This is a genomic window from Enterobacter sp. 6722112, from assembly GCF_058661685.1.
The window spans coordinates 791,772-807,947 of record NZ_JBZWGR010000007.1 but is presented as its reverse complement, the minus strand read 5'-3'; the positions used below and the strand labels follow the sequence as shown (position 1 = coordinate 807,947).

Below are 16,176 nucleotides of genomic sequence, written 5' to 3'. Positions count from 1 at the left end.
CCCTTACAAAAAAATCAGGCCTTGATGGCTTTCAATACATTGATCATTTCAAGCGCGGTCAGTGCAGCTTCTGCACCTTTGTTACCGGCTTTAGTGCCAGCACGTTCGATGGCTTGTTCAATACTTTCGGTGGTCAGCACGCCGAACGCGACAGGGATTTCAGCATCCTGTGCAACGTGTGCCAGACCGTTGCTTGCACCGCCCGCAACGTATTCGAAGTGCGCAGTGCCGCCACGAATAACGGTACCCAGCGCAATCACCGCGTCGTATTTACCGGTTTTCGCCAGCGCGCCCGCTGCCAGTGGCAGTTCGTAAGCACCTGGTACCCAAACGACGGTAATGTTGTCATCTTTAACCTGGCCGATACGTTTCAGGGCGTCAACCGCACCTTCCAGCAGGCTATCGTTGATGAAGTTGTTGAAACGCGCAATGGTGATGGCGACGCGAGCGTCCGGGGTAGCTACAGCAGCTTCAATAATGTTCATACTCTTCCTTTACGGGTTCATTTGGCCCCGCAGGGGGGCGGATTTTATCATAATACTTTGCGCACTGCTTCCCTATTTCAGGAGCAATTACGCTGTCGTTAAATGGAGGCAGACATCCGGGCCTACCGGACGAATCTCGCTGAATGAGAGTTGCGGCGCATCGGCCAGTTTTTCAAGGCCGGGCAACACAAACAGGCCGCGCGCGTCGTTACCTAACAGTTTAGGCGCAACGTAGACGAGAAGCTCATCCACCAGCCCCGCCTGAAGCAGCGCGCCGGCAAGCGTCGGGCCGGCTTCAACCCAGATGCTGTTGACCTGCTGTTTGCCGAGCAGCATCATCAGCACCACGAGATCGAGATGCCCGTTATGTTCCGGCACCATAATACTGCGCACGCCTTGCGGCCATTCGCGCGTATCTTCTTTGGTGCGGGCAATCCAGGTTTCACCCGGCTGCTGCACGATGCGGTGCTCCGGCGTCACGCGGTTCTGGCTATCAATAATAATGCGCAGCGGCTGACGCAGGTTCTCCTGCGGATAGAGCGCTTGGGTATCCGCATTCAGCTCTTCCCAGCGCACGGTCATGGCCGGATCGTCAGCCAGTACCGTTTCACTGCTGGTGAGAATAGCATGGCTTTGCCCGCGCAGACGTTGCACATCGCGCCTTGCCTGCGGCGAGGTGATCCACTGGCTCTCGCCGTTCGCCATCGCCGTGCGGCCATCCAGTGAAGCGCCAAGCTTAAGCTGGATAAAGGGGAAGCCGGTGCGCATGCGCTTCAGAAAGCCTTTATTCAGGGCTTCCGCATCCTGCATCATCAGGCCGTGGCTGACGTCGATACCTTCCTGTTGCAGACGATACAGCCCGCGGCCCGCCACCTGCGGGTTAGGATCCTGCATGGCGGCGACAACGCGCGAGACGCCCGCCGCAATCAGCGCTTCACAGCACGGCGGCGTACGTCCGTGATGGCTGCATGGCTCCAGCGTCACGTAGGCCGTCGCGCCACGCGCTTTCTCCCCCGCCATGCGCAGGGCATGCACTTCGGCATGCGGCTCGCCTGCGCGGTAGTGAAAACCTTCCCCCACGATCTCGCCATCTTTAACAATGACGCACCCGACATTGGGGTTAGGGTGAGTGGTAAACCGACCGCGCTGCGCCAGCTTCATGGCGCGCGCCATGTACATCTCATCGTGCATGGGCTTAATCCTGTAAGCGGGCGATCTCTTCGCCAAACTCTTTGATGTCTTCGAAGCTGCGGTAAACGGAGGCAAAGCGGATATAGGCGACTTTATCGAGCTTCTTCAGCTGTTCCATCACCAGATTGCCGATCATTTTGCTCGGCACTTCGCGCTCGCCTAACCCCCGCAGATAAGATTTAATATGGTTTAACGCCATTTCGACATCATCGGAGCTGACGGGCCGTTTTTCCAGCGCCTTGAGCATCCCGCTACGCAGTTTCTCTTCATTGAACGGTTCGCGCACATCGTTACTTTTTACCACGCGCGGCATTACCAGCTCTGCCACCTCAAAGGTGGTAAAACGCTCGTTGCACACCAGACACTGCCGACGACGACGCACGGAAGACCCTTCGCCTACAAGACGCGAGTCGATGACTTTGGTATCCACAGCGGAGCAAAATGGGCAATGCATACGATGTCCCTGTTATCTGGTTAACTGATTTCTATTTTACCCTGAACTGGCCCGACAACAAAGGAAGAGCTTTTTGAGACAAAGGATCTATGCCTGACGGCACTATCCTGTCTACCATTGCAGCAATCTGTGATTTCAAGGAATTAAACGCAATGACAAGACGTTACCTGAAAATAGTGCTGGTGGGGAGCCTGTTCACGCTCAGCGCCTGCGCACAGCAAAGCGAAGTCCGCGAGATGAAACAAAGCGTGAATACGCTTAACGTGGCGATGGACAAACTTAACAAAGAAACCGTGAAGATCACCCAGCAGAACGCGCTGAATGCCAAATCCAGCAATGGCGTTTATTTATTGCCAGGTGCAAACACGCCCGCGCGTCTGAACAGCCAGATTGGCACGCTAAAGATGTCTGTGGTGAATGTTGCAGCGAATGCCGATGGTACTCGCGCAACATTACGCATTCAGGGTGAGTCCAACGATCCGCTTCCCGCGTTCAGCGGCACCGTAGAGTGGGGCCAGATTCAGGGCACCACGGAGAGCTATCAGGAAGTGAACGTGAAGAATCAGCTCTTCACCGCCCCCGCCAGCACGCTGGCGCCGAGCGATGTTGATATCCCGCTCCAGCTGAGCGGACTGACCCCAGAACAGCTGGGCTTTATCCGTATTCACGACATTCAACCCGCCGCGCAATAACCCGCCCTTCTAGCGGAGTGAAATGTCACTCCGCTAACATTTACATTTCGTATGGATTGGCAACATAAATGATTGCCGCTACAATCCCGCCCGTCTAAAGTACGCAAACGTGAACGCAATCGATTACGTATGTGAGAGATATGTGAAACAACACATATTTTTGTGAGCAAGGATTCCTATAATAGGCTCCGCAGAAATACGAAATATTTAGAAACGCAATTCGCGCATTTTTCACTCCCGGAAGGGAATTTCAATCAGTGGCATGATTATGAAAAAAACATTATTCGCAGCCGGTGCAGTTCTGGCACTCTCCACCTCTTTCACTGTTAACGCAGCGGAAAACGACAAACCACAATACCTTTCCGACTGGTGGCATCAGAGCGTTAACGTTGTAGGCAGTTACCATACCCGTTTCGGACCGCAGATCCGTAACGATACTTACCTCGAGTACGAAGCATTCGCTAAAAAAGACTGGTTTGATTTCTATGGCTACATGGACGCACCGGTATTCTTCGGCGGTAACACCGACGCGAAAGGTATCTGGAACCACGGTTCCCCACTGTTCATGGAGATCGAACCCCGCTTCTCCATTGATAAACTGACCGGTACCAGTCTGGCGTTTGGTCCGTTCAAAGAGTGGTATTTCGCAAACAACTACATCTACGACATGGGTCGCAACAAGTCCGGTCGCCAGAGCACCTGGTACATGGGTCTGGGTACAGACATTGAGACTGGCCTGCCGATGAGCCTGTCCATGAACGTCTACGCAAAATACCAGTGGCAGAACTACGGCGCCGCGAACGAGAACGAGTGGGACGGCTACCGTTTCAAAGTGAAATACTTCGTGCCAATTACCCAACTGTGGGGCGGCAACCTGAGCTATATCGGCTTCACCAACTTTGACTGGGGTTCAGACCTGGGCGATAACGATTTCCGCGACCTGAACGGCAGAAAAGCGCGCACTAACGACTCCATCGCGTCCAGCCACATCCTGGCGCTGAACTACGATCACTGGCACTACTCTGTTGTTGCGCGTTACTGGCACAACGGTGGCCAGTGGAACGACGACGCCAGCCTGAACTTTGGCAACGGCGACTTCAGCGTTCGCTCTACCGGTTGGGGTGGTTACCTGGTCGTGGGTTACAACTTCTAATCAGTGCGGATTCCGCCCGGTGGCGCTACGCTTACCGGGCCTACGATCCGAATGTAGGCCGGGTAAGGCGTAGCCGCCCCCCGGCTTTTTACTGCCTCACCTTGCGCAAAAAATCTGCCAATGACCTGTCCGCACTCTCGCTAAACCGCCTCTCCGTCTGCACAATATTGAGGCATCGGTCGAGCCGGAAACAGCGGTAGTCATCGCGTCGCTCGCACCACGCAGCCAACAGCCAGTGCTCCCCCCAGAAGAACAGCCCAAGCGGCTGCACCTCACGCCAGGTTAACTGCCCGGCCTCATCACGATAATGCAGCGCCAGCACGCGCTGCGCAGATATCGCCTGATGAATCACATCAAATCCGCTGCGGGAATGGGGCTGAAGCGCAATATCCGGCGCATATATACGCGTCTGCTCCGCCTTGCGGCGGCTCTCTTCTGGCAGGATCGCCAGCACTTTTTCCTGGGCCGACTCCAGCTCGCGCGACAGCGATTCCCCGCCCCAGGTTTTGAGCAGGCGAATCGCCACCATCAGCGCCTCGGACTCTTTGTTGGTCAGCATCAGCGGGGGTAAATCAAAACCCGACATCAGCCGATATCCGCTTCCCGCCTCGCCTTCCACCGGCACGCCGGAAAGCGACAGGTCGCGGATATCGCGGTACACCGTGCGCTCGGACACGCCAAGCCTTTCCGCCAGATGCGCTGCCGTTGTCAGACGCCTGCCCCGAAGGATCTGCACAATCTGGAACAAACGGTCAGCGCGTCGGGTCATCGGTTTACTCTCATACCGGTTGATGGAGGCCGACGCGATTACCTTCGCTGTCGGTAAACAGGGCTATAGTGCCAATGCCTTGCGGCAGTTCCAGCGGGCCAAACACGCACTCACCGCCCGCAGAAGCAATACGATCGAGCGTGGCCGCCAGATTGTCAGTATGCAGGTAAATAATAGCGCCCTGCGAAGACGGTGTAACGCCGTCAAATTTCGCCAGCGCGCCGCCGGTGGCCGGATCCTCGTGCGGGAAAATCGCCAGATCAGCCACGTCCATCTTCTCGCGCCGCAGCGCGACCTGCATCACCGACTCATAAAATTTGATGGCGCGATCCATATCGGCGACCGGAATTTCAAACCAGTTAATAACACTTTTCATACGTCCTCCTGCCTGTTGTTAGGGTTCAGAAGGAGTCTACGACAGGGCTCCTGACAGCATACTGTCAGGAGTGTTTGTGAGATGCAGACAAAAAAAATCCCGGCCAACAGGCCGGGATTTCGATACTACATAAGACTCTTACGGCAGAATGGACGGCTGATCCGCCCCTTCTTTCTCGACTTTCTGCTGGATCAGATGCTCGCGCTTCATGCCCAGCTTCAGCGCCAGTGCGGACGCGACGTAGATAGACGAGGCCGTACCGATAGACACACCGATCAGCATGGTCAGCGAGAAGCCTTCCAGCACCGGGCCACCGAACAGGAACAGCATCAGGATCACCATCAGGGTGGTGCCGGAGGTGATCAACGTACGGTGCAACGTCTGGGTCAACGACACGTTAAAGATTTCGTACGGCGTGCCGCGACGGATCTTACGGAAGTTTTCACGAATACGGTCAGATACCACAATACTGTCGTTCAGTGAGTAACCGATAACGGACATCAGGGATGCCACAATCGTCAGGTCAATCTCAATGTGGAACAGAGACAGTATGCCCATGGTGATCACCACGTCGTGCGCCAGGGCGATAACCACGCCTGCCGCCAGTCGCCACTCAAAGCGGAAACCGACGTAAATCAGGATCGAGATCAGCGCCACCAGCAGCGCCATCGCACCGGTCTGCGCCAGGTCAGCACCAACGCTCGGGCCGACAAACTCAATACGCTTAACCGTTGCATCCTGGCTGGTCGTTTCGTTAATAACCTGGACGACCTTGCTGCCCAGCTCCTGGCTGCCGTTGGCATCGTGTACCGGCGGCATACGCACCATGATGTCGCGGCTGCTGCCGAAGTTCTGTAGCAGCGGCTCTTCAAAGCCCGCTTTTTGCAGAGACTCACGCATCTGGTCCATATCGACCGGTTTTTCCAGGGTAATTTCAATCACCGTACCACCGGTGAAATCCAGACCCCAGTTAAAGCCTTTCACGCCCATAATGACGATGGACAAGATCAGCAGAAAACCTGAAATGCCGAAGGCCCAGTAGTCCCAGCGCATAAAGTCCCAGACTTTACGGCCGTGGTTCAATTGTTCAACAGTATATTCCTGTGCCACAACGCACTCCTCAGATAGACAGCTTTTTGACGCGCTTGCCGCCGTACAGCAGGTTCACGATGGCACGGGTGCCGACAATAGCGGTAAACATCGACGTTGCGACACCGATACCGGTAGTAATCGCAAAGCCTTTGATCGCGCCAGTACCCACTGCATACAGGATAAGAACCTTAATCAGTGTTGTTACGTTCGCATCGAAGATGGAGCTGAACGCCCCTTTGTAGCCTTCTTCAATCGCCTGCTGTACAGAACGACCGTTGCTCAGCTCTTCTTTGATACGTTCGTTTATCAGTACGTTGGCGTCGACCGCCACCGCAAGGGTTAGAACGATACCCGCAATCCCCGGCATGGTCAGCGTCGCCCCCGGCAGCAGGGACATGATACCGATGATCAGCACCAGGTTGGCAATCAGCGCGGAGGTCGCAATCAGGCCGAACTTCTTATAGAAGAAGATCATGAAGATGATGGACACCGCCAGACCGGCCAGACACGCTTCCAGACCCTGTTTGATGTTCTGCATACCCAGGGTTGGACCGATGGTACGTTCTTCAACAATCTGAATTGGCGCAATCAGCGCACCGGCACGCAGCAGCAGAGAGAGCTGACGCGCTTCGTTCGGGTTGCTGATACCGGTAATACGGAAGCTGTTACCCAGACGAGACTGGATGTTGGCGATGTTAATCACCTCTTCCTCTTTCACCAGCACGGCACGGCCATTGGCGTCTTTCTTACCGCTGTCTTTGTACTCCACGAACAGGGTCGCCATCGGCTTGCCGATGTTGTCCTTGGTGAAGTTAGACATGATGTTGCCGCCTGCGCTATCCAGCGAGATGTTAACCTGCGGCTGGTTGTGCTCATCCTGGCTTGAAGTGGAGTCGGTGATATGGTCACCGGTCAGGATCACGCGTTTGTACAGCACAACAGGCTGGCCTTCGCGGGTCTGTTTCACTTCAGAATCGCCCGGCACACGGCCTGAAGCCGCAGCAGCCTGGTCGACATTGGAGTTAACCAGACGGAACTCCAGGGTCGCCGTCGCGCCCAGAATCTCTTTCGCACGGGCGGTATCCTGGATACCCGGCAGTTCGACCACGATACGGTCAGCACCCTGACGCTGTACCAGTGGCTCAGCCACGCCCAGCTGGTTTACACGGTTACGCAGAATGTTAATGTTCTGCTGAACGGCGTATTCACGTGCTTCACTCAGACGCGCGTCGGTCATTACCGCACGCAGCTGGTTGCTGCCCTGAGAGGTGATCACCAGATCGCGGTGACGCTGAGACAGATACGTCACAGCCTGATCGCGTGCCGCGCTGTCGCGGAACGTGATGCTCAGGCCGTAGTTATCTTCTTTACGTACGGTGGTGTACGGAATGCCCTTATCGCGCAGATCGCTGCGCAGGCTGTCGATATTCTGTTCCTGTAGCTTGCCGAGCGCGGTATCCATATCCACTTCCATCAGGAAGTGAACGCCGCCACGCAGGTCAAGACCCAGTTTCATTGGCTCTGCGTTCAGCGCAGCCAGCCAGCGTGGGGTTGCAGGAGCAAGGTTAAGCGCCACGACATACTTATCACCCAGCACGCCCATCAGCGCTTCACGTGCGCGGAGCTGCGTGTCGGTGGTGTCGAAGCGAGCAAGAATTGCGCCCTCTTCCAGTGCCACAGACTTAGCGGTAATTTTTTCTTCTTGTAACGTTTTCTGGACCTGGATCAGCGTTTGCTCACTGGCGGCGACACCGCGCGCGCCAGTGATTTGAACGGCCGGATCCTCACCATACAGGTTGGGAAGCGCGTACAGCAGGCCGACGATAATCACGACGACCAGCATGATGTACTTCCACAAAGGATAACGGTTTAACACGGCAGTTCCCTTTGGGAAAAGTTGGGATTACAGCGCCTTCATGGTGCCTTTCGGCAGAACGGCAGCTACGAAGTCACGTTTGATAACCACTTCAGTGGTGTCGTTGAGGGCGATAGCAATGTAGCCGTTTTCCGCTACTTTGGTTACGCGACCCACCAGGCCACCATTGGTCAGGACTTCATCGCCCTTCGCGATGGAGTTCATCAGGTTTTTGTGCTCTTTAGTACGCTTCTGCTGTGGACGCAGGATCATGAAGTAGAAGATCAGACCGAACACAACCAGCATCAGAATCAGAGACATCGGGCTGCCCTGCGCTGGTGCACCCGTTGCTGCTACCGCATCAGAAATAAAAAAGCTCATTCAAATTCCCTCATTATTAAAATTAATCAACGTTCAACGGTGGAACATCCCGCCCCTGACGTTGGTAGAAATCGGTCACGAAGCTCTCTAATTTACCCTCTTCGATAGCCTTACGTAAACCAGCCATTAAGCGCTGATAATAACGAAGATTATGAATGGTATTGAGACGCGCCCCCAAAATCTCGTTGCAACGATCGAGATGATGTAGATACGCGCGAGAATAATTGCGACAGGTATAGCAATCGCACTCGGAATCGAGCGGGCTGGTGTCACTCTTATGCTTCGCGTTACGGATTTTCACCACGCCATCGGTAACGAACAGATGACCGTTACGCGCGTTTCGGGTTGGCATAACGCAGTCGAACATATCAATGCCGCGACGTACGCCTTCCACCAGATCTTCTGGTTTACCCACACCCATCAGGTATCGTGGTTTATCCGCCGGGATTTGCGGGCAGACATGCTCCAGAATGCGGTGCATGTCTTCCTTCGGCTCACCCACAGCCAAACCGCCGACAGCGTAGCCATCAAAGCCTATCTCTACCAGACCTTTAACCGAGATATCGCGTAAATCTTCGTAAACGCTGCCCTGGATAATGCCGAACAGCGCATTTTTGTTTTGCAGGGCGTCAAAACGGTCGCGGCTACGCTTCGCCCAACGCAGGGACATCTCCATAGAACGCTTGGCGTAGTCCCAGTCCGCCGGGTATGGCGTACATTCGTCGAAGATCATTACGATATCGGAGCCGAGATCGTACTGAATCTCCATAGACTTTTCCGGATCGAGGAAGATTGGATCGCCGTTGATCGGGTTACGGAAGTGTACGCCCTGCTCGGTGATCTTACGGATATCGCCCAGGCTGAAGACCTGGAAACCGCCGGAGTCGGTGAGGATCGGGCCTTTCCACTGCATGAAATCGTGCAGGTCGCCGTGGAGCTTCATGATCTCCTGACCCGGACGCAGCCACAGGTGGAAGGTGTTGCCGAGGATAATCTGTGCGCCAGTGGCTTCAACTTCTTCCGGCGTCATTCCTTTTACGGTGCCGTACGTGCCCACAGGCATAAACGCGGGGGTTTCTACCACGCCGCGATCAAACACCAGACGACCGCGACGCGCGCGGCCATCGGTGGTATCGAGTTCAAATTTCATTTTTTCTCCGACGTCAGAAAAACAGTCCAACGTTGTAATACGGTGCCGCGGACTTATTCCCCGACACGCTCATTCAAAGCCTGCGGATTGTACGTGATAAACATCGCGTCACCGTAGCTAAAAAAGCGATATTTTTGTTCTACCGCAGACTTGTAGGCGTTCATCGTATGCTGATACCCCGCAAACGCGGAAACCAGCATAATCAACGTCGATTCAGGCAGATGGAAGTTGGTCACCAGCGCATCAATGACTTTGTACTGATAGCCCGGGTAGATAAAGATCTGCGTATCGCCAAAGAACGGCTCAATCAGCTCGCTTTTCGCGGCCTGCGCAGCGCTCTCAAGGGAACGTACCGACGTTGTACCGACGGCCACGACACGATTACCGCGCGCTTTCGCCGCCAGCACCGCATCCACAACCTCCTGTGGCACTTCGGCATACTCAGAGTGCATGATGTGGTCTTCGATGCTGTCCACGCGCACCGGCTGGAAGGTGCCTGCACCAACGTGCAGCGTCACGAAGGCCATCTCAATGCCCTTGGCGCGCAGCTTTTCCAACAGCGGTTCATCAAAGTGCAGGCCCGCCGTTGGCGCCGCCACCGCGCCAGGCTTCTGGCTGTAGACGGTCTGATACAGCTCGCGGTCGGCCTCTTCGTCCGGGCGCTCAATATACGGCGGCAGCGGCATGTGGCCGATAGCGTTCAGGATGTCGAGCACCGTGCGCTCGTCGTTGAATTCCACTTCAAATAGCGCGTCGTGACGCGCGGTCATGGTCGCTTTGATGCTCTCGTCATCCCCCAGCAGCAGTTCAGCGCCCGGCTTCGGCGCTTTGGAGGCGCGAATATGTGCCAGAATACGTTTATCATCGAGCATACGTTCGACCAGCACCTCAATCTTACCGCCGCTGGCTTTACGGCCAAACAGACGCGCCGGGATCACGCGGGTATTGTTAAAGACCAGCAGATCGCCAGGGTTGAGCTTGTCGAGCAGATCGGTGAAAGTACCGTGCGTCAGCGCGCCCGTTGGCCCGTCCAGTGACAGCAAACGACAGCTGCTACGCTCAGGCATGGGGTAGTGAGCAATCAGGGATTCAGGTAGTTCAAAGGAGAAATCGGCGACGCGCATGACGTATACTCGTGACTTAAAAACAGGCGGCATAGTCTAGTGCTCACACCCTTTTGCTGCAACAACTAGCCGCCACCGGACAACGAAAACGCATGAATTTTCTCGCTCATCTGCATCTCGCTCATCTCGCGGACAGCTCCCTCTCCGGCAATTTGCTGGCCGATTTTGTACGCGGCAACCCCGCGGAAGCGTACTCCCCTGAGGTTGTCGACGGGATTTTTATGCACCGCCGCATCGACGTGCTGACCGATAACCTGCCGGAAGTGACGGAAGCCAAAGCCTGGTTCCGCCCCGAAACCCGACGCGTGGCGCCGATCACGCTCGACGTCATGTGGGATCATTTCCTGTCGCGCCACTGGTCCCGGCTGTCGCCTGATATGTCGCTGCCTGAGTTTGTGCGCTACGCCCACGCGCAGGTGTCGATCATTTTGCCGGACTCCCCGCCGCGCTTTGTGAATCTGAATAACTATCTCTGGTCTGAACGCTGGCTGGAGCGATACCGCGAGATGGATTTCATTCAGAACGTCCTGAACGGCATGGCGAGCCGTCGACCGCGTCTGGACGCGCTGCGCGACTCATGGCATGACCTGGATGAACATTATGATGCGCTGGAAACCCGCTTCTGGCAGTTCTACCCGCGTATGATGACGCAGGCGAAAAATAAAGAACTGTGAAGTCGGTTCGATTGATAGGTAAAAGCTGGTGGAACGATTGTTACCACCTCTTTGTCTTATTCCCGTACTGCCTCTATACTGGCCCGCGTTGCGTTCCAAATAACCTTAGTATCTACAGGAGAATCATATGGTTCTGGTAACTCGTCCGGCTCCGGATTTTACAGCTGCCGCCGTTCTGGGCAATGGTGAAATCGTTGAAAACTTCAACTTCAAACAGCACACCAACGGTAAAGCGACCGTTCTGTTCTTCTGGCCAATGGACTTCACTTTCGTTTGCCCGTCTGAGCTGATCGCGTTCGACAAACGTTACGAAGAATTCCAGAAGCGTGGCGTGGAAGTGGTTGGCGTCTCCTTCGACTCTGAATTTGTACACAACGCATGGCGTAACACCCCTGTCGAAAACGGCGGCATCGGTGCAGTGAAATACGCGATGGTTGCGGACATCAAACGCGAAATCCAGCAGGCTTACGGTATCGAACATCCGGACGCTGGCGTTGCACTGCGTGGTTCTTTCCTGATCGACGCGAACGGCATCGTTCGTCACCAGGTTGTGAACGATCTGCCGCTGGGTCGTAACATCGACGAAATGCTGCGCATGGTTGACGCGCTCCAGTTCCACGAAGAGCATGGTGAAGTGTGCCCGGCTCAGTGGGAAAAAGGTAAAGAAGGTATGGCGGCTTCCCCAGACGGCGTAGCTAAATACCTGTCTGAGAACGTATCCAGCCTGTAATCGGCACGGTTTACCAAAAAACCCGCGAATACGCGGGTTTTTTTATGGCTTATGCTGCGCCGTCTTTTTTTACCTCGCGCCAGATGCGCCATGCCATACCCGCAAGCACCATCACCCCCGCAATCAGTACGCCCCAGACCATCAGCGTTTTCATTCTGCTTTCCTGCTCAGCCGCAGACGTCGCGGTTAAACGCGCCTCGCCACCCAGCGGGACAGGTTCCAGCGTATCCGCCATCGGCAGGGCTGCCAGATCGTAGGTTTTACGCAGTTCGGTCGGGATCAGCATATCCGTCTCCACGCTCGCCGGTTTCGCAGCCCCGTTCCCCCACGCGAGCAGGTACGGCCCCTTCCCCTGCGCGTTAAACACCAGATCGTAGCGCACGCGTTGCCCGGTCACGCCAGGCAGGTTCTCAGGCAAACGCGCATTGAGGGTCTTGATTTTTACCGCCTCGACCAGCCCGCCAGGGAGCGGAACAGGTTCAGACGTTTTGCCGCCGAGCTGGTAGATCACCTCTTTTTTCAGCGTATGCCACCGATCCTTATCCGCCTCCCGCCAGGCTATTTCTGCCGGGAGAACACCGTCGCCATTCAGCATGAAGCCGATCGCACTCAGAGGCTGCGGATGTTTCCAGCGCCACACGGCTTCGCTTTCGGATAACCGCTCCCCCTCTCCCGCCAGGCTAATGTGCTCAGATTCCGGCTGTTCAGTCGCGTTAATCGCGTTGACGCCGGTTAACGTCAGGGCAGAACGCCCCGTGTTCAGCACCAGCAGCAGATAACGATTCGCCTCAGGCGATAACACCAGATCGGTATCGATGCGGTCGAGCTTCAGGCGATCCTGTCCACTCATCACGTCCAGCAGGGGCATCTCTTCGCGCAGGGTATACCAGTTTTTCAGATCCTCGCTGTAATAGACCGATGCCGTCCCCTGCCACGAGCCCTGCGGCGTGTCCCAGAAAAGCTGGAGCTGAGAGAGCGGAACCTCCGTCGCGTTTTCCGGCAGGGTCAGCAGATAGTGCTGTCCGGCAGCCGCCGCGTGTTGCCCTTCCAGCACAATTTCCACGCCGTTTCTGGCCCGTAGCATAATTTTATCGCCGCTGTCCTCTTCTCCGCCCGGCGAGGCGTTAAGCGCAAAGAGGCGCAGCGCCGTGGTGGTCGGTGCCGGCTGCGGACGCGTCGTGGTAACCAGGCTGAACGGTACCGGCTCGCCCGACTGATTAAACACGCGCACGTCGCGCAGATCGGGCGATGTGCTCTGCTGATAAACCGCCAGCGGCAGCATGACCCGATACCACGGCGAAGAGGCAGAGGTATCAAGGGACAGGCCATAGGCATAATCCCGCGGGGATTCCGCTGGCGCGCCCTCGCAGAATGCCGGACCGGCCACGGCCAGCAGTGCCGCACAAACAACCGCGTTCATCCATTTCATTTTTCTTCTCCTGCTTTAGGCGGTAGCGGCGAGAAATAGCCCACAATCAGGACCAGGATCGCCACGCCAATAAACGCGACGGCGCGCGCCAGGCCGCCACCGCCCGCGCTGTCCACCAGCATCAGTTTGAGCATGACCACCCCCAGTAGCGCCGCACCGCCAAGCCACTGCTGACGGGAGGCGTGACGGGTGGCGCGGATCATGACCACCAGCGCGCACAACATCCAGAACAGGGCAAAGGTGGTCTGAATAAGCCGCGAATGCCACAACGACTCCCAATTCCAGGCCACCTCGCCGTACCACGCCAGCGCGCGCAGCAATGCGCCGTTAAGCCACCAGAAACCCAGGGCCATCAGCACAACGGCGGGCCACGGACGGGACTGCGCAAGCGATGCCGGATAGTAGCGATCCACTTCCCGATAAAACACCACCAACCCCAGCAGCGCGAACGCCGCCCCTTCCTCAAGCGGGTTCACCAGCGGCAGCCATGTCTGTTGATAGACCACACCGTCCTGCAAATTGGTCACGACCAGCAATACCACCAGCGCCACAACCACAGGGATCGCGGCAAGGCAGGCGTAGAGCGCAGGCCATACCCGGAACGGCCACCCGCGACGCCGTACGGCCGCGGAGAGCGCCATAATCACCCCACCGCCAACAGCCATCGCAATGCCGCTTCCCCAGGCCGCCATGCCCCACGGCAGGGAGCGGGCAAACCAGTAAAGCTCGGCGGCTATGGCGAGTAAAATCATCCACACCAGCGACAGATGCAGTCCCATTGAGATGCGCGGCAGAAGTTTATCTTCGTCGCGCCGCAGCAGCATCAGGGCGGCAGGCAGCGCAATAGCCCAGGCCAGATTTGCCCAGCTGGCCGCCAGGATTTGCTGTTGCCAGATCTGATACAGCACCATCAGCAGCATCACCGGCCACAGCAGCCATTTGCTGGCATCCAGCTCCCGCCACGCCAGACGAGCGGCAGCCTGCCGCCATCCCCAGGCCGACGCCGCCGTCAGCGCCATTACGCCTTCCAGAACCGATAACTCCTGCTTCAGGAACAGCTGCGACGCGCCCAGCAGCGCCACTAACCAGAACAGCAGCCCACCGGCCAGCAATGCCCAACTGCCCGGCAGTGCGATTTTCTGCCACAGCCAGGCCGCAGCCAGCCAGCAAAGACTGAGCACTGCGAAAATAAGCAGCAGGCTCAACGAGGTGACGCCGTCCATTTGCGCCCATATCGCGCTGCCGAGCGCCAGCACCAGCAGCGCCGTCCCGCTATAGCTCATGCGCCGCTGCTGCTGTTGCACGCCCAGCCAGAGAATACCCAGCCCTTCCAGCGCCCAGGCCATCGCCGTCCAGCGCGCTGAAAGCGCCAGCGGAATGGCAAGCGTGGCAAACCCGCCGCCGATCGCCAGCGCCGCCATAATCAGTGGCCGCCCGACAGACGGATAGCGTCGCAGTGCGAGAAACGCCAGTGAGAGATAAAACGCCCCATAGCCCAGCGCGCTGAGCGCCGGGCCGTACGTCCAGTGAGACGTCATGCCATACTGCATCCCAAAACCAATCAGCGGCGGAGCAAACAGCAGTGCGCCGTCAATAATCTGTTTGCCTTTTTCCTGCGCCCGCAGCGACAGCGCCACGCTAAACACGCCAAAAATAAGCGTATTGGCAATCAGGAACAGCTGACAAATAACATAGTCTTCCGGCTGGTAGTCGCTCAGCCCCCACACCCCGCCAACGCCAAACGTAAAGAGCAACCCGAGCAGGTTGAGCTCGCGCCAGTGCTGCCAGATGCTGATGACGAGAATGCCGATGGATAACAGGAGATAGAAGGAGAACAGCGCCACAAAGCTGCCGCCTCCGGTAGACAACAGCAGCGGCGCAAGGTATCCGCCGAGGCTCGCCAGCATGGCAAGGCTCAGCGCCTTTTGCAGCACGGCCAGCCCGACGCTCGCCGCGCAAATCACCACCAGCAGCGTAAACGCCAGCGTCATCGGCAGCATTTGCCACAGCCGGAATGCGCCAAAGACGGTTAGATAAAGCACGCCGGTCGCCCCGCCCTGGAGGATCAGCGCGTAGATCCGCTGCCTGTGCCGCAGCCGCCATCCAACGGCCAGCAGAACCATGGCAAACAGCGCCGTGGCGGCAAGACGCAGCTCAAGCGGAAACAGTGAATGTTCAACGGTATAGCGCAGCAGGAAAGAGAGGCCGAGGAAGAGCAGTACAATCCCCAGTTTTGCCAGCGGATTGCCCTGCATAAACCAGCGCGTCAGCGAGGACAGGATGCCGCCAAAGGCGGAAGGCCGTTTTGCCGCCGGTACAAGCGCTGGTTCTGCTTCAGTGACGGGCGGTTCGGGACGCCAGGGATCGACAGGTGCGGTAACGGCTTCTGCCACCGACGCTGGCGTCTCCACCGGCGCGGCGGTCTGCACCGGCTCCGGCGCTTTCTCAGTGACACCGCGCTGCTCAAGCGCCTCAATGCGCTGGCGAAGCCGGGCGATCTCCTGCCGCGCCGCCGTGCTTCGGTTAAAACCTATCACCGCGAGCACGGGTGCCACGACCAGCGCAAAAACCAGGAACAAACAGCCAAGGATGTAAAGCTCGTCCATGTTTCCACCTTCACC

At 56.9% G+C, this 16,176-nt stretch carries 16 protein-coding genes; 4 read left to right on the top strand and 12 right to left on the bottom strand.

The window, feature by feature from the left end:
* Positions 1-14: 14 nt before the first annotated feature.
* From ribH to nrdR, 3 genes are all read right to left on the bottom strand, one after another.
* Positions 15-485: a 6,7-dimethyl-8-ribityllumazine synthase gene (ribH, locus tag AC4OVU_RS05365; protein WP_003859098.1), complete on the bottom strand. Its 471-nt coding sequence runs from the start codon at positions 483-485 to the stop codon at positions 15-17.
* Positions 486-572: 87 nt separating this feature from the next.
* Positions 573-1,676, bottom strand: coding sequence for a bifunctional diaminohydroxyphosphoribosylaminopyrimidine deaminase/5-amino-6-(5-phosphoribosylamino)uracil reductase RibD (gene ribD, locus AC4OVU_RS05360; protein WP_110292610.1), 1,104 nt, complete (start codon positions 1,674-1,676; stop codon positions 573-575).
* A 4-nt stretch (positions 1,677-1,680) separates the two neighbouring features.
* Positions 1,681-2,130, bottom strand: coding sequence for a transcriptional regulator NrdR (gene nrdR / locus AC4OVU_RS05355; RefSeq protein ID WP_003859099.1), 450 nt, complete (start codon positions 2,128-2,130; stop codon positions 1,681-1,683).
* A gap of 152 nt (positions 2,131-2,282) precedes the next feature.
* Here nrdR and AC4OVU_RS05350 point away from each other — a divergent pair, with 152 nt between their 5' ends.
* Positions 2,283-2,822, top strand: coding sequence for a SadB/YajI family lipoprotein (locus AC4OVU_RS05350; protein WP_032649957.1), 540 nt, complete (start codon positions 2,283-2,285; stop codon positions 2,820-2,822).
* A 268-nt stretch (positions 2,823-3,090) separates the two neighbouring features.
* Complete coding sequence (locus AC4OVU_RS05345; RefSeq protein ID WP_032670818.1) at positions 3,091-3,975, top strand: nucleoside-specific channel-forming protein Tsx; 885 nt, start codon at positions 3,091-3,093, stop codon at positions 3,973-3,975.
* A gap of 88 nt (positions 3,976-4,063) precedes the next feature.
* On the opposite strand, the gene AC4OVU_RS05340 is transcribed toward AC4OVU_RS05345, so the two are convergent.
* The 7 genes from AC4OVU_RS05340 to queA form a co-directional block, all read right to left on the bottom strand.
* Positions 4,064-4,744, bottom strand: a complete 681-nt coding sequence (locus AC4OVU_RS05340) for a helix-turn-helix transcriptional regulator (protein WP_017383166.1) — start codon at positions 4,742-4,744, stop codon at positions 4,064-4,066.
* A 10-nt stretch (positions 4,745-4,754) separates the two neighbouring features.
* A complete protein-coding gene (locus AC4OVU_RS05335) occupies positions 4,755-5,120 on the bottom strand; it encodes a VOC family protein (RefSeq protein WP_017383165.1) in 366 nt (121 codons plus the stop codon).
* Between the two features lie 138 nt (positions 5,121-5,258).
* Positions 5,259-6,230, bottom strand: a complete 972-nt coding sequence (secF, locus tag AC4OVU_RS05330) for a protein translocase subunit SecF (protein WP_003859105.1) — start codon at positions 6,228-6,230, stop codon at positions 5,259-5,261.
* Positions 6,231-6,240: 10 nt separating this feature from the next.
* Positions 6,241-8,088 carry a protein translocase subunit SecD gene (gene secD / locus AC4OVU_RS05325; RefSeq protein WP_491928637.1) on the bottom strand — a complete coding sequence of 616 codons (1,848 nt, stop codon included), beginning with the start codon at positions 8,086-8,088 and terminating at the stop codon, positions 6,241-6,243.
* 27 nt (positions 8,089-8,115) lie between these two features.
* Complete coding sequence (gene yajC, locus AC4OVU_RS05320; protein WP_003859109.1) at positions 8,116-8,448, bottom strand: preprotein translocase subunit YajC; 333 nt, start codon at positions 8,446-8,448, stop codon at positions 8,116-8,118.
* A 22-nt stretch (positions 8,449-8,470) separates the two neighbouring features.
* On the bottom strand, positions 8,471-9,598 hold the full coding sequence (gene tgt, locus AC4OVU_RS05315; RefSeq protein WP_015571303.1) for a tRNA guanosine(34) transglycosylase Tgt: 1,128 nt from the start codon (positions 9,596-9,598) through the stop codon (positions 8,471-8,473).
* Between the two features lie 53 nt (positions 9,599-9,651).
* Positions 9,652-10,722 (bottom strand): tRNA preQ1(34) S-adenosylmethionine ribosyltransferase-isomerase QueA, encoded by a 1,071-nt coding sequence (gene queA, locus AC4OVU_RS05310; protein ID WP_015571304.1) that lies wholly within the window; start codon positions 10,720-10,722, stop codon positions 9,652-9,654.
* A gap of 92 nt (positions 10,723-10,814) precedes the next feature.
* Between queA and acpH the strand changes: the two genes are divergently transcribed.
* Positions 10,815-11,396 carry an ACP phosphodiesterase gene (gene acpH, locus AC4OVU_RS05305; RefSeq protein WP_015571305.1) on the top strand — a complete coding sequence of 194 codons (582 nt, stop codon included), beginning with the start codon at positions 10,815-10,817 and terminating at the stop codon, positions 11,394-11,396.
* Positions 11,397-11,523: 127 nt separating this feature from the next.
* Positions 11,524-12,126 carry a peroxiredoxin C gene (locus AC4OVU_RS05300; protein ID WP_003859113.1) on the top strand — a complete coding sequence of 201 codons (603 nt, stop codon included), beginning with the start codon at positions 11,524-11,526 and terminating at the stop codon, positions 12,124-12,126.
* Positions 12,127-12,175: 49 nt separating this feature from the next.
* Here the strand turns inward: AC4OVU_RS05300 and AC4OVU_RS05295 are convergent, their stop codons facing one another.
* Positions 12,176-13,555, bottom strand: a complete 1,380-nt coding sequence (locus AC4OVU_RS05295; RefSeq protein WP_040117263.1) for a DUF3999 domain-containing protein — start codon at positions 13,553-13,555, stop codon at positions 12,176-12,178.
* Positions 13,552-16,161 (bottom strand): DUF2339 domain-containing protein, encoded by a 2,610-nt coding sequence (locus AC4OVU_RS05290; RefSeq protein WP_491928636.1) that lies wholly within the window; start codon positions 16,159-16,161, stop codon positions 13,552-13,554. The genes AC4OVU_RS05295 and AC4OVU_RS05290 overlap by 4 nt, the downstream gene beginning before the upstream one ends.
* Positions 16,162-16,176: the final 15 nt, after the last annotated feature.

Coding starts and splice junctions, on each gene's coding strand:
- AC4OVU_RS05300 (WP_003859113.1), top strand. CDS start 11,524: ATGGTTCTGGTAACTCGTCCGGCTCCGGATTTTACAGCTGCCGCCGTT.
- ribH (WP_003859098.1), bottom strand. CDS start 485: ATGAACATTATTGAAGCTGCTGTAGCTACCCCGGACGCTCGCGTCGCC.
- yajC (WP_003859109.1), bottom strand. CDS start 8,448: ATGAGCTTTTTTATTTCTGATGCGGTAGCAGCAACGGGTGCACCAGCG.
- AC4OVU_RS05335 (WP_017383165.1), bottom strand. CDS start 5,120: ATGAAAAGTGTTATTAACTGGTTTGAAATTCCGGTCGCCGATATGGAT.
- nrdR (WP_003859099.1), bottom strand. CDS start 2,130: ATGCATTGCCCATTTTGCTCCGCTGTGGATACCAAAGTCATCGACTCG.
- tgt (WP_015571303.1), bottom strand. CDS start 9,598: ATGAAATTTGAACTCGATACCACCGATGGCCGCGCGCGTCGCGGTCGT.
- queA (WP_015571304.1), bottom strand. CDS start 10,722: ATGCGCGTCGCCGATTTCTCCTTTGAACTACCTGAATCCCTGATTGCT.
- AC4OVU_RS05345 (WP_032670818.1), top strand. CDS start 3,091: ATGAAAAAAACATTATTCGCAGCCGGTGCAGTTCTGGCACTCTCCACC.
- AC4OVU_RS05350 (WP_032649957.1), top strand. CDS start 2,283: ATGACAAGACGTTACCTGAAAATAGTGCTGGTGGGGAGCCTGTTCACG.
- AC4OVU_RS05340 (WP_017383166.1), bottom strand. CDS start 4,744: ATGACCCGACGCGCTGACCGTTTGTTCCAGATTGTGCAGATCCTTCGG.
- ribD (WP_110292610.1), bottom strand. CDS start 1,676: ATGCACGATGAGATGTACATGGCGCGCGCCATGAAGCTGGCGCAGCGC.
- AC4OVU_RS05290 (WP_491928636.1), bottom strand. CDS start 16,161: ATGGACGAGCTTTACATCCTTGGCTGTTTGTTCCTGGTTTTTGCGCTG.
- AC4OVU_RS05295 (WP_040117263.1), bottom strand. CDS start 13,555: ATGAAATGGATGAACGCGGTTGTTTGTGCGGCACTGCTGGCCGTGGCC.
- acpH (WP_015571305.1), top strand. CDS start 10,815: ATGAATTTTCTCGCTCATCTGCATCTCGCTCATCTCGCGGACAGCTCC.